We start from the raw sequence: 12,012 nt of genomic DNA, 5'->3' as shown, positions 1-12,012 counted from the left end.
GCCCCGCCGCCTTCAACGCAATTCGCCGTATTGCGTGCCGGAGAGATCCGGCTCGTCGCCGTGCTGCGACGGCATCTCGGTGTCCTCGAAACCCGTGAGCAGGGCATAGCGCTGCTTGTCGTCCGGCTTGCCGCGCGACACCGAGGACAGCGCCTTCTCGCCACGCACGCTGGCCGACAGCGCGCGCTTGAAAGCCGCCACTTCGTCCGGTGACGGACCCTGCGCTGCATGCAGCTGCGCGGGACCGGAGATGGCTTCGGCACGCGCTTCGAGCGGCGCCGGCCGCGAAGGCGCGGCGCGCAGCCCATGGCCGTGGCCATGCGCCGGGTGATGCTGCGGATGCGCGCGCGCCGCCGGGTCACCAACGGCCACGTGTTCGTTGGCGCGCCAGTACACCGAGGTCACCATGATCTGGTGCCGCGACTTGGCCTGCTGCGCGATCATGGCTTCGATCTCGGCCAGCCGCACCATGTCGGCGCCGGAGCCCTGGGCCAGGTCGACCATCACCAGGAACTGCTGGCCGCGCGCGTCGAGCGACAGCACCTTGAACTTGTACGTGGAGGACAGCACGCCGGCGCGCACCATGGCTTCGCGCACGACGGCATAGAGCTGCTCGCGGCGCGTCAGGCGCTCCTGCTTGCGGTTGGCCGGCTGCGCCCGCGCAGCGTGGGCCGTCTGGCCGAACGGCTTGGTGGAATCCAGGCGCGAGAGCCCGGAACTGGGCATCACGGATGCCTGCGCATCGTGATGATGTTTCTTCCTGGATCCGAACCAGTCGAACAGCGACATCGTGAGTCTTTCTGGCGGTGTTGCTTGTAGTGCTTTTATTTCCCGCTGCCTCAGTGTAGGCCGGCGGCCCCGGGATGGGGACGGGCTTTCGACCGGGCGGCGGTCTCCCTCATGCGAGCGGTGTGACAGCGTGAGAAAGTTGTTGTCGCGGCGCTGCGTTCAAGTCACAGCCACGCGCTTCGGCCGGTTGGCCAGGCGGCGAGAGACCAGTGAACCGAGTGCCATCGCGACCTCCAGCGCCAGCTGCGGCTGGCGGTTGGACAGTTCCGTGAAGCGGATCGGCGTGAGCGACCAGATCTTGCAGGCCGTCGCGGCCTGCACCGTAGCGCCACGCGGATTGCGGCTGAAGAACGCACCTTCGCCCACCGCGGAGCCCGCTTCCACCGAGGCGAGGCGCAGCCGCCCCTTGTCGTCTTCGTAGTGCACCGTGAGCTTGCCGGTCTCGACGAAGTACACGGTGCGATCGTTGGCGTTCTGTTCGATCAGCACCTGCCCCGGCTGCAGTGCGAAGGGCTGCAGGTAAGTTCCGAGCAGCTCCCACTGCTTGGAAGGCAAGGCCGGATGGAACGCGTCGAGCGACTGGTTGTGCGCGCTTGCGTGCACGAGACCTTGGACGTCGAAGTGGATCGGAGTGCGGAGCGGTGCGTTCATACACTCCAACACTAAGGGCCGGTACGGGGGTAGCACAAGCTTTGTAAGGCACCCATTACACGAGATACCGTTGCCCCCGCCTACCGTTACGCGCGCTTGTCGCGTCGCGGGACGAACGGTCAAATTACTGGAACGAACGGCAAGCGCTGCGCAGTCCTGTGCATCACTTGCCGATGCAGAAGCGGCTGAATATCACGCCGAGCAGGTCGTCGGCATTGAATTCGCCGGTGATTTCATTGAGCGCGTTCTGCGCGAGCCGCAGTTCCTCGGCGAGCAGGTCGAGGGCTTGCGCTTGCTGCGCCAAGAGGGCCGCCGCTTCCATCAAGTGCGCATCGACACGGCGCAATGCATGCAGGTGGCGCTCGCGGGCGATGAAGACGCCCTCGGGCGCGGCGTGGTAGCCGGCGATGGCCAGGAGTTGCTTGCGCAGCGTGTCGAGACCTGCGCCAGTCTTGGCCGACAGGCTCAGGGAGCCCTGGGTTCCCGCCTGCGCGGGAATGACGAGGGGTTGCGCATCGAGCTTGTTCCAGACGTCCACGACCGGCACGTCCTCCGGCAGCTTCGCGCGAATGGCATCGTCTGCTGCGCGATAGTCCGGCGCATCGGCGCGCGTGAGGTCGTGCAGGAACAGCACGGCGTCGGCCTTCTCGATCTGGCCCCAGGCGCGTTCGATGCCGATCTGCTCCACCTGGTCGGCGCCCTCGCGCAGGCCCGCCGTGTCCACCACGTGCAGCGGCACGCCTTCGATCTGGATGGTCTGGCGCACGACATCGCGCGTGGTGCCGGGAATCGGCGTGACGATCGCGAGCTCCGCGCCGGCCAGCGCATTCAGCAGCGAACTCTTGCCGGCATTCGGCTGGCCCGCGATGACGACGTGCAGGCCTTCGCGCAGCAGCGCGCCCTGGCGCGCGCGTTCGAGCACTTCGCCCAGCTTCAATTGCAGGCGTTGCAGCTGGCCATCGGCATCGGCCTTCTGCAGGAAGTCGATTTCTTCCTCGGGAAAGTCCAGCGTCGCTTCGACCAGCATGCGCAGGTTGATCAGCGCATCGCGCAGCACGTGGATCTCACGCGAGAACTCGCCGGCCAGCGAACGCGTCGCACTGCGCGCCGCCGCTTCGGTGCTGGCGTCGATCAGGTCCGCGATGGCTTCGGCCTGCGCCAGATCGAGCTTGCCATTGAGGAAGGCGCGCTGCGTGAATTCGCCCGGCTCCGCCACGCGCAAAGTCATGCCGGCACCGGCTTCCAGGCAGCGCGCCAGCAGCAGCTGCAGCACCACCGGCCCGCCGTGCGCCTGCAACTCCAGCACGTCCTCGCCCGTGTACGAGTTCGGGGCGGGAAAGTGGATGGCGATGCCCTGATCGATGAAGCTGCCGTCGGCGGACCTGAAGGGCAGGTAGGTGGCTTCGCGCGGCTTCAGCGCGCGGCCGCAGACGGCTTCGATGACGGCTTGAACCGACTTGGCCGAGACACGCACGATGCCGACCGCGCCGCGGCCGGGGGCGGTGGCGATGGCAGCGATGGGTTGGTCGAGGCGGGCGAGCATGGTCATTCGAGCTTGAACATCTGCTGGCGTTCGTGCTTCAGCGCCAGCAGGACAACTTCTTTGTCGCTATGCGCGTACAGCAGCACATAGGGCTTGAGGACAAGCTCACGCACGTGCGGCACCTTGTGCGTCGCAGCCAGCGCGGCGACGCGAGCAGCAAGTTGAGCGCCCTTCGCGGAGCGCGCCTCCATGCACCTGGCCGGCCGGCCCAACGCGGGGTTCCAGCCAAGTTGCTCGCGGGCCTCATTCAGCTGCTGCAGCAGCAGGGCTTGCCGATGTTCGGCGGAAGTGCTGTCCTGCGCGACCAGGAATTCGTGCACCGCCTGGACGTCGCGGACCAGGGAGTGCGCGACCAGGACGCGCGCATTGGCGGGCAGGGGCACGTGGCTTCAAGCCTTCTTGCGCGGCTTCGGGGCAGCCAGGGCTCGATCGATTTCGGCGCCTTCCAGGACCCTTCCGGCAGCGAGATCTTCGAGCCCGTCGACGGCTCCCTGCAGGAGGACCAAGTTGCCATGCTCCGCTTCGAGTGCGTGGTAATAGTCCAGCTTCCGCGCATCCACCAGTGCGACGTAACTGGCGCCGTTCTTCGTCAGCACTTTCTCGCTGCCGTTTCCGACAACATCCTCCGCCAGCTCCGTCAGGCGGGCCCTGGCTTCGCTGATCGGCACAACGTCGGCGGCGCGTACGCCCATGGCGCTTCTCCGTTAAGGAACTCGTTAAAGGATAGTGTAAAAGAAAAGCGGCCTTTCGGCCGCTTTTCTTTGCTTCTCGAGGGCTGGGGTCGCTCTCGCGAACCCAGCCTACAGCGGCGCCAAAGGCGTTACTTCTTCTCCGCCGCCTTGCCGAACAACTTCGGCAGGTTGAATTCCGGCGGCACGCCCATGCGGGTGTTGATCAGCCATTGCTGGGCGATCGACAGGACGTTGTTCGTGATCCAGTACAGCACCAGGCCGGCCGGGAAGAAGAAGAACATCACCGAGAAGGCCAGCGGCATGATCCACATCATCTTGGCCTGCATCGGGTCCGGCGGCACCGGGTTCAGCGCCGTCTGCAGCAGCGAGGTGAGCGTCATCACCGCCGGCAGGATGAAGAAGGGATCGGGCGACGACAGGTCGTGGATCCACAGGATCCAGGGCGCGTTGCGCATCTCGATGGACGACAGCAGCACCCAGTACAGCGCGATGAACACCGGGATCTGGATGAAGATCGGCAGGCAGCCGCCCAGCGGGTTGACCTTCTCCTCCTTGTAGATGCGCATCATCTCCTGCTGCATCTGCTGCGGGTTGTCCTTGTGCCGTTCGCGCAGCGCCATCACGCGCGGGTTGATGGCCTTCATCTTGGCCATGCTCTCGTAGCCCTTGGCCTGCAGCCAGTAGAAGCAGACCTTGATCAGCAGCACCAGCAGCATGATCGACCAGCCCCAGTTGCCCACAAAGCTGTGGATGGTGGTCAGCAGCCAGTACAGCGGCTTGGCCAGGATCTTCAGCCAGCCGTAGTCCTTGACCAGCTCCAGGCCGGTGGCCAGCGCTTCGAGCTTCTTCTCTTCCTCGGGGCCGGAGTACAGCTTGGAGGAGACGGTCTGCGTCGCGCCGGGCGCGATCGTCATCGGCGTGATCATGCCGACGGCGTACAGGTTGTTGTCCACCTTGCGCACGAAGTTCTCGCGCTTCACGCCGTCCGGCAGGATCCAGGCGCTGGCGAAATAGTGCTGCACCATGGCCACGAAGCCGGTCTCGGAGTTCTTGTCGACTTCGGCCTTGCCCTTCTCGATGTCCTCGAAGGTGACCTTGTGGAACTTGGCGCTGTCGGTGTAGACAGCCGGGCCCGTGAAGGTCGAATAGAAGGACGAGCCGCCGGGCGCCTTGTTGCCGTCGCGCACCAGCTGCAGGTACAGCTGCGGCGACACGGGCGTCGTGCCGACGTTGACGATCTCGTGCTTGACGCCGACCGCGAAGGAGCCGCGGGTGAGGGTGAAGGTCTTCACCACCTTCACGCCGCCCATCACGGGCGACTCGAAGCGCACCTGCAGTTCGTTCTGGCCCTCCGGCATCGTGCGCGGGCCGGCCACGGGCGTCATCACCGTCTTGTGGTTCGGGAAGTCGCCGCCGATCAGGCCGGTCTGCGCCAGGTAGATGCGGTCCGGGCTCTGGTCCATCAGCACGAAGGTGGGCGCGCCGGCGTCGCCGCGGATGTGCGGGAACTCGGTGCGCACGACGGTGGCGCCTTCGGTGTCGAAGGTCACGTTCATCACGTCGTTGCTGGCGGTGAAGCGCTCGCGCGGGGCGGCCGCGGGGGCGCCGGGCGTGGCCACGGGCGGCTGCACGCCAGGCGTGGCCGTCGTCGCGGCGGGCACGCCGCCCGCATTGGCGATGGGCGCCGGCACGCTGGCCGCGCCCGTGGGCGTCGGGGCCGTCGCGGTCTGCTGCTTGGTCGCGCTGGGGAAGAAGGTCGCCGGCTTGCCGTTGTAGACCTGCCATTGGTCCCACAGCATGACCAGGGAGAAGCCGAAGATCACCCAGAGGATGGTGCGGCGGATGTCAGTCATGGATGCTTCTTTTCATGAAGGCCCCAGCGCGTGAACAGCCGGGGCGGTGCGTCGGGCACGGGGTCGAGCCCGCCGTCGCACCAGGGGTGGCAGCGCGCGATGCGCGCAACCGTGAGATAGGCGCCCGCGGCGGCGCCATGCCTTTCCAGCGCTTGCAGGGAATAGGCGGAGCAGGTGGGCGTGAAGCGGCAGGCGTTGCCGAGCCAGGGGGAGAGGATCAAGCGATAGGCCTGGACCACGGCCATGAGGACGCGTTTCATTGCGGCTGCTCCCCCTGGATCCTGGCCTGCGCCGGAATGACAACGCGGGAAAACAGCTGCAGCAATTCTGCGCGCACGACGGCGCCCAGCGCGGGCGACCAGGCGCTGGGGAATTGCGCGCGCGCGAAGTCCTGCCGCAGCCGCACGACGAAGGCGGCACGGGGCAGGCGCTGCTCGAACGCTGCGCTCACGCTGTAGATCTGCCGCTTGATGCCATTGCGGGTGACTGCCCGTTTGGCCCAGCGCTTGGGCACCACTGCTCCGATCCAGGGCTGGTCGGAAACGGCAAACAGGACCTGGCGCTTTTCGCTCTCAGGTCCTGTCGCGGTGGGCGGCACATCGAGGCCTGCACGGTGCAGGACGAAATGCGGCGTCCGGGAAATGGTGCCGCCTGCCATGGTCGCCTCGAACTGGGCCCGGGTCTTGAACCGGTGCACGTCAGGTCAGGCAAAAGGGCAGGGCGCCGGCATGGCGCGGGCGACCCAATGGCCTTAGACGGCCAGGCGCTTGCGGCCCTTGGCGCGACGGGCGTTGATGACGGCGCGGCCGCCACGGGTCTTCATGCGGACCAGGAAGCCGTGGGTACGCGCGCGGCGCACTTTGGAGGGTTGGTAGGTGCGTTTCATGGTGGTTCTCGGGGAAACCCGGCATTCTCGCAGAAACCAGGAGTCCGGGCAACCCGGCGGGTATGTCCATGGGCCTGTAGAAGCAGTACTTCATGCCTGAACGGTCTTATGTGGATAAGGTGTCATCAACTAGAATGCGGCGTTTCGCGCATCAAAACTAATCCACAGGAGCGACGGGACTTACATGAGCGAGGGGCAACACAACAGGCTGGCGGCGACGCCCAGTCTGGAAGCTGGCGACAGCCTATGGCAGGCATGCGTCGAACAGCTGGCACAGGACCTCCCCGAGCAGCAGTTCAACACCTGGATCAAGCCCCTGACGGCCCAGGTGACCGAGGACTTTTCCAGGGTGACGCTGTTCGTCGCCAACCGGTTCAAGCTGGACTGGGTCCGGGCCCAATATGCGGGTCGCATCGCGGCCGTATTGGAGAAGCTGTACGGCCAGCCGGTGCAACTCGAGTTAGCCATCACTCCGCGGGAAAACGTTGTCAGGGCTTACCCGGCGCCCGCGGTCGCGGCCAATGTTCCGGTGGCCGAAGCAGCCGAGCCGGAAGAAGAACCGGGCGGCGGCACCTTCAAGACCCGCCTGAATACGGCACTGACTTTCGACAGCCTGGTGGAGGGTACGGCCAACCGCATGGCCCGCGCCGCCGCCATGCACGTGGCCGGCACGCCCGGCCACCTGTACAACCCGCTGTTCATCTATGGCGGCGTGGGCCTGGGGAAAACCCATCTTGTGCACGCCGTCGGCAATCGGCTGCTCGCCGACAAGCCGCAAAGCAAAGTTCTCTACATCCACGCCGAACAGTTCGTGTCGGATGTGGTTAAGGCTTACCAGCGCAAGACTTTCGACGAGTTCAAGGAGCGTTATCACAGCCTCGATCTGCTGCTGATCGACGATGTGCAGTTCTTCGCCAACAAGGACCGCACGCAGGAAGAGTTCTTCAACGCCTTCGAGGCCCTGCTGGCCAAGAAGAGCCACATCGTGATGACGTCGGACACCTACCCCAAGGGCCTGGCGGACATCCACGAGCGGCTGGTTTCCCGCTTCGACTCGGGCCTGACGGTGGCCATCGAGCCGCCGGAGCTGGAAATGCGCGTGGCCATCCTGATCAACAAGGCCCGCGCCGAAGGCACCGAAATGCCGGAGGAAGTGGCCTTCTTCGTGGCCAAGAACGTGCGCTCCAACGTCCGGGAGCTCGAAGGCGCGCTGCGCAAGATCCTGGCGTACTCCCGCTTCAACCAGAAGGAAATCTCGATCATGCTGGCCCGGGAGGCCCTGCGGGACCTGCTGTCCATCCAGAACCGGCAGATCAGCGTCGAGAACATCCAGAAGACGGTGGCCGACTACTACAAGATCAAGGTCGCCGACATGTACAGCAAGAAGCGCCCGGCCAGCATCGCCCGCCCGCGCCAGATCGCCATGTACCTGGCTAAGGAGCTGACGCAGAAGAGCCTGCCCGAAATCGGCGAGCTGTTCGGCGGCCGCGACCACACGACCGTGCTGCACGCGGTGCGCAAGATCTCCGCCGAACGCCAGAACGTCACCGAGCTGAACCAGCAGCTGCACGTGCTGGAACAGACGCTCAAGGGATGAGGCCGGCCGCCCCACGTGGGTGCCTCCGGAAGCCTGTAGGGTGCGCAGCTCCGCTGCGCACCGCACGAGGCGGTAAGTCCCTGTCAAAAAAGGCGAAAATAGCGGTCTGAGGGGGCCGCCGCCCGTATTTCAAAGATCGAACGAGGAAGACATGATCGTCCTGAAGGCAACGCAAGAAAAACTGCTGTCGGTGCTGCAGTCGGTGGCGGGGATCGTGGAGAAGCGCCACACCCTGCCGATCCTGGCCAACGTGCTGCTGCGCAAGACCGGCAACAACGTGCAGTTCACGACGAGTGACCTCGAGATCCAGATCCGCACCAACACGGACATGGACGGCGACACGGGCAACTTCACGACGACCGTCGGCGCGCGCAAGCTCATCGACATCCTGCGCACCATGCCCGGCGACCAGACGGTCAGCCTGGAAAGCGCCCAGAACAAGCTGATCCTGAAGGGCGGCAAGAGCCGCTTCACGCTGCAGACCCTGCCGGCCGAGGATTTCCCCCTGGTGCAGGAAGCCCCCAGCTTCGGCCCGGTGTTCAGCGTGCCGCAGAAGACGCTGAAGGACCTGCTGAACCAGGTGAGCTTCGCGATGGCGGTGCACGACATCCGCTATTACCTCAATGGCATCCTGTTCGTGGCCGAAGGCAAGTCGCTGTCGCTGGTGGCCACCGACGGCCACCGCCTGGCTTTTGCGAGCGCCACGCTGGACGTGGAAGTGCCCCGCCAGGAAGTCATCCTGCCCCGCAAGACGGTGCTGGAGCTGCAGCGCCTGCTGTCCGATGCCGAAGGCGCCATCGAGATGCAGTTCGCCAACAACCAGGCCAAGTTCGGTTTCGGCGGCATGGAGTTCGTGACGAAGCTGGTCGAGGGCAAGTTCCCCGACTACAACCGCGTCATCCCCAAGAACCACAAGAACGCGCTGACCCTGGGCCGCGCCCCGCTGCTGGCCAGCCTGCAGCGCACCGCCATCCTGACCAGCGAGAAGTTCAAGGGTGTGCGCCTGAACCTGGAGCCGGGCACGCTGCGCGTGGCCAGCAACAACGCGGAGCAGGAAGAGGCCGTGGACGAACTCGACATCGACTACGGCGGCGACGCCATCGAGATCGGCTTCAACGTCACCTACCTGATCGACGCCCTGGCCAACATGGACCAGGACATGGTGAAGCTGGAACTGGCCGACGCCAACAGCTCGGCGCTGATCACGATCCCCGAGAACGACAGCTTCAAGTACGTGGTGATGCCGATGCGCATCTAGTCGCTCTACGGTGTGAGCATGTAGGGTGCGCAGCTTGCTGCGCACCACGCGCGGTGCCAGGTGCGCAGCAAGCTGCGCACCCTACGAGACGGAATCCGCGCAAGAGAGTTAGACAAAGCAGGTTATGGCCCAAGACAACAGCACCCCCCTCCCGCCCGAAGACCAATCCGGCCAGCCCGCGGTGCCCCCCGCCGGGGTGTCGGGGGACTACGGCGCCAGCTCCATCCAGATCCTGGAAGGCCTGGAGGCGGTGCGCAAGCGCCCCGGCATGTACATCGGTGACACGTCGGACGGCACCGGCCTGCACCACCTGGTGTTCGAGGTGGTCGACAACTCCATCGACGAAGCGCTGGCCGGCCACTGCGACGACATCATCGTCACCATCCACACCGACAACTCCATCAGCGTGGTGGACAACGGCCGCGGCATCCCCACCGGCATCAAGTGGGACGACAAGCACGAGCCCAAGCGCAGCGCCACCGAAATCGCGCTGACCGAGCTGCACGCCGGCGGCAAGTTCAACCAGAACAGCTACAAGGTGTCCGGCGGCCTGCACGGCGTGGGCGTGAGCTGCGTGAACGCACTGTCGAAGATGCTGCGCGTGGTGGTGCGCCGCGAAGGCAAGGTGCACGAGCTGGAGTTCAGCCGCGGCTTCGTCGTCAAGAGCGGCGAAGTGCATGAGGAAACCGGCCCCAACGGCGAGAAGGCGCTGATCCGCCCGATGCACATCGTGGGCGACACCGACAAGCGCGGCACCGAGGTGCACTTCCTGCCGGACAACACCGAGATCTTCAAAGAGAACAACGACTTCCACTACGAGATCCTGGCCAAGCGCCTGCGTGAACTCTCGTTCCTGAACAACGGCGTGCGCATCCGCCTGCTGGACGAGCGCACCGGCAAGGAAGACGACTTCGCGGGCGCCGGCGGCGTGAAGGGCTTCGTCGACTTCGTCAACAAGGGCAAGCAGGTGCTGCACCCGAACGCCTTCAACGCGATCGGCGAGAAGCAGAGCGACCAGCAGACCATGATCGGCGTCGAAGTGGCCATGCAGTGGAACAGCGGCTACAACGAGCAGGTGCTCTGCTTCACCAACAACATCCCGCAGCGGGACGGCGGCACCCACCTGACTGGCCTGCGCGCTGCAATGACGGGCGTCATCAACAAGTACATCGAAGTCAACGAGCTGGCCAAGAAGGCCAAGGTCGAAATCAGCGGCGACGACATGCGCGAAGGCCTCACCTGCGTGCTGAGCGTGAAGGTGCCCGAGCCCAAGTTCTCCAGCCAGACCAAGGACAAGCTGGTCTCCAGCGAAGTGCGCGGCCCGGTGCAGGATGTGGTGGCCGCCAAGCTGACCGAGTACCTGGAAGAGCGGCCCAACGACGCCAAGATCATCGTCGGCAAGATCATCGAAGCCGCCCGCGCGCGCGAAGCCGCGCGCAAGGCCCGCGAGATGACGCGCCGCAAGGGCGTGCTGGATGGCATGGGCCTGCCCGGCAAGCTGGCGGACTGCCAGGAGAAGGATCCCGCCATGTGCGAGATCTACATCGTCGAGGGTGACTCCGCCGGCGGCTCCGCCAAGCAGGGCCGCGACCGGAAGTTCCAGGCCATCCTGCCACTGCGCGGCAAGATCCTGAACGTGGAGAAGGCGCGCTACGAAAAGCTGCTGACGTCCAATGAAATCGTCACGCTGATCACCGCGCTGGGCACCGGCATCGGCAAGGCCGCCGTCGAAAGCGGCAAGAGCGGGGCCGACGACTTCGACGTGGCCAAGCTGCGCTATCACCGCATCATCATCATGACCGATGCGGACGTGGACGGCGCCCACATCCGCACGCTGCTGCTCACCTTCTTCTACCGCCAGATGCCCGAGCTGGTGGAGCGCGGCCACATCTACATTGCGCAGCCGCCGCTGTACAAGGTGAAGGCCGGCAAGGAGGAGCTGTACCTGAAGGACGGCAGCGAGCTCGATCGCTTCCTGCTGCGCATCGCGCTGAACCATGCGCGCGTGGAGACCGGCGGCGCGGACAACCGCGTGCTGGAAGGCGAGACGCTGGCGGAACTGGCGCGCAAGCACCAGGTGGCCGAGAGCGTGATCGCGCGCCTGGGCGGCTTCATGGATGCCGAGGCGCTGCGCGCGATCGCGGACGGCGTGGCGCTGAACCTGGACACCGTCGCCGAAGCGGAAGCCAGCGCGGTGAAGCTGCAGGAGAAGCTGCAGGAGATCGACAAGCTGACGAATGCGGCGCCCGCCGAAGTCGCCGGTGAGTTCGATGCTCGCGCCGACAAGCCGGTGCTGCGCATCTCGCGTCGCCACCACGGCAACATCAAGTCTTCTGTCATCACGCAGGACTTCGTGCATGGCGCCGACTACGCGGCGCTGGCCGAGGCCGCCAACACCTTCCGCGGTTTGCTGGCCGATGGCGCGCTGGTGAAGCGCGGCGAGGGCGACAAGGGGCGCGAGGAGAAGGTCGGCGACTTCCGCACCGCGATGAAGTGGCTGCTGTCCGAAGCCGAGCGCCAGACCGCGCGTCAGCGCTACAAGGGTCTGGGCGAGATGAACCCCGAGCAGCTGTGGGAGACCACAATGGATCCGAATGTGCGCCGGCTGTTGCGGGTGCAGATCGATGATGCGATCGAGGCGGATCGGGTGTTTACGATGTTGATGGGCGACGAAGTCGAGCCGCGGCGGGATTTCATTGAGACCAATGCGCTGCGGGCGGCGAATATTGACGTCTAGATAATT

At 65.5% G+C, this 12,012-nt stretch carries 12 protein-coding genes; 3 read left to right on the top strand and 9 right to left on the bottom strand.

The annotated features are described in order from the left end of the window. Nucleotides 1-12 precede the first annotated feature (12 nt). The 9 genes from HHL11_RS02215 to rpmH form a co-directional block, all read right to left on the bottom strand. Entirely contained in the window at nucleotides 13-726 is a 714-nt protein-coding gene (locus HHL11_RS02215; RefSeq protein ID WP_240980135.1) for a hypothetical protein, read from the bottom strand. 222 nt (nucleotides 727-948) lie between these two features. After that, nucleotides 949-1,440, bottom strand: a complete 492-nt coding sequence (locus HHL11_RS02210) for a Crp/Fnr family transcriptional regulator (RefSeq protein ID WP_169416749.1) — start codon at nucleotides 1,438-1,440, stop codon at nucleotides 949-951. A gap of 163 nt (nucleotides 1,441-1,603) precedes the next feature. Next, on the bottom strand, nucleotides 1,604-2,983 hold the full coding sequence (mnmE, locus tag HHL11_RS02205) for a tRNA uridine-5-carboxymethylaminomethyl(34) synthesis GTPase MnmE (RefSeq protein WP_169419874.1): 1,380 nt from the start codon (nucleotides 2,981-2,983) through the stop codon (nucleotides 1,604-1,606). A 2-nt stretch (nucleotides 2,984-2,985) separates the two neighbouring features. Next, complete coding sequence (locus HHL11_RS02200) at nucleotides 2,986-3,366, bottom strand: type II toxin-antitoxin system RelE/ParE family toxin (protein ID WP_169416748.1); 381 nt, start codon at nucleotides 3,364-3,366, stop codon at nucleotides 2,986-2,988. A gap of 6 nt (nucleotides 3,367-3,372) precedes the next feature. Continuing rightward, entirely contained in the window at nucleotides 3,373-3,675 is a 303-nt protein-coding gene (locus HHL11_RS02195; RefSeq protein ID WP_169416747.1) for a type II toxin-antitoxin system Phd/YefM family antitoxin, read from the bottom strand. A 128-nt stretch (nucleotides 3,676-3,803) separates the two neighbouring features. Further along, complete coding sequence (gene yidC, locus HHL11_RS02190; protein ID WP_169416746.1) at nucleotides 3,804-5,528, bottom strand: membrane protein insertase YidC; 1,725 nt, start codon at nucleotides 5,526-5,528, stop codon at nucleotides 3,804-3,806. Further along, nucleotides 5,525-5,788 (bottom strand): membrane protein insertion efficiency factor YidD, encoded by a 264-nt coding sequence (yidD, locus tag HHL11_RS02185; RefSeq protein WP_169416745.1) that lies wholly within the window; start codon nucleotides 5,786-5,788, stop codon nucleotides 5,525-5,527. Before yidD ends, yidC begins: the two co-directional genes overlap by 4 nt. After that, nucleotides 5,785-6,225: a ribonuclease P protein component gene (locus HHL11_RS02180; protein WP_169416744.1), complete on the bottom strand. Its 441-nt coding sequence runs from the start codon at nucleotides 6,223-6,225 to the stop codon at nucleotides 5,785-5,787. Before HHL11_RS02180 ends, yidD begins: the two co-directional genes overlap by 4 nt. Nucleotides 6,226-6,279: 54 nt before the next feature. Then, entirely contained in the window at nucleotides 6,280-6,414 is a 135-nt protein-coding gene (gene rpmH, locus HHL11_RS02175) for a 50S ribosomal protein L34 (RefSeq protein WP_027101598.1), read from the bottom strand. A 184-nt stretch (nucleotides 6,415-6,598) separates the two neighbouring features. Here rpmH and dnaA point away from each other — a divergent pair, with 184 nt between their 5' ends. From dnaA to gyrB, 3 genes are all read left to right on the top strand, one after another. After that, on the top strand, nucleotides 6,599-8,011 hold the full coding sequence (gene dnaA, locus HHL11_RS02170) for a chromosomal replication initiator protein DnaA (RefSeq protein ID WP_169416743.1): 1,413 nt from the start codon (nucleotides 6,599-6,601) through the stop codon (nucleotides 8,009-8,011). 151 nt (nucleotides 8,012-8,162) lie between these two features. Continuing rightward, nucleotides 8,163-9,269: a DNA polymerase III subunit beta gene (gene dnaN, locus HHL11_RS02165; RefSeq protein WP_169416742.1), complete on the top strand. Its 1,107-nt coding sequence runs from the start codon at nucleotides 8,163-8,165 to the stop codon at nucleotides 9,267-9,269. Between the two features lie 124 nt (nucleotides 9,270-9,393). Then, on the top strand, nucleotides 9,394-12,006 hold the full coding sequence (gyrB, locus tag HHL11_RS02160) for a DNA topoisomerase (ATP-hydrolyzing) subunit B (RefSeq protein ID WP_169416741.1): 2,613 nt from the start codon (nucleotides 9,394-9,396) through the stop codon (nucleotides 12,004-12,006). Nucleotides 12,007-12,012: the final 6 nt, after the last annotated feature.

The sequence above is a fragment of the Ramlibacter agri genome (assembly GCF_012927085.1).
Taxonomy (GTDB): Bacteria; Pseudomonadota; Gammaproteobacteria; order Burkholderiales; family Burkholderiaceae_C; genus Ramlibacter; species Ramlibacter agri.
This window is presented reverse-complemented; position numbering and strand designations above follow the sequence as displayed.

What these genes read in the sequence shown, in the direction of transcription:
- HHL11_RS02215 (WP_240980135.1), bottom strand. Translation starts at nt 726, where the DNA reads ATGCCCAGTTCCGGGCTCTCGCGCCTGGATTCCACCAAGCCGTTCGGC.
- HHL11_RS02210 (WP_169416749.1), bottom strand. Translation starts at nt 1,440, where the DNA reads ATGAACGCACCGCTCCGCACTCCGATCCACTTCGACGTCCAAGGTCTC.
- mnmE (WP_169419874.1), bottom strand. Translation starts at nt 2,983, where the DNA reads ATGCTCGCCCGCCTCGACCAACCCATCGCTGCCATCGCCACCGCCCCC.
- HHL11_RS02195 (WP_169416747.1), bottom strand. Translation starts at nt 3,675, where the DNA reads ATGGGCGTACGCGCCGCCGACGTTGTGCCGATCAGCGAAGCCAGGGCC.
- yidC (WP_169416746.1), bottom strand. Translation starts at nt 5,528, where the DNA reads ATGACTGACATCCGCCGCACCATCCTCTGGGTGATCTTCGGCTTCTCC.
- yidD (WP_169416745.1), bottom strand. Translation starts at nt 5,788, where the DNA reads ATGAAACGCGTCCTCATGGCCGTGGTCCAGGCCTATCGCTTGATCCTC.
- rpmH (WP_027101598.1), bottom strand. Translation starts at nt 6,414, where the DNA reads ATGAAACGCACCTACCAACCCTCCAAAGTGCGCCGCGCGCGTACCCAC.
- dnaA (WP_169416743.1), top strand. Translation starts at nt 6,599, where the DNA reads ATGAGCGAGGGGCAACACAACAGGCTGGCGGCGACGCCCAGTCTGGAA.
- dnaN (WP_169416742.1), top strand. Translation starts at nt 8,163, where the DNA reads ATGATCGTCCTGAAGGCAACGCAAGAAAAACTGCTGTCGGTGCTGCAG.
- gyrB (WP_169416741.1), top strand. Translation starts at nt 9,394, where the DNA reads ATGGCCCAAGACAACAGCACCCCCCTCCCGCCCGAAGACCAATCCGGC.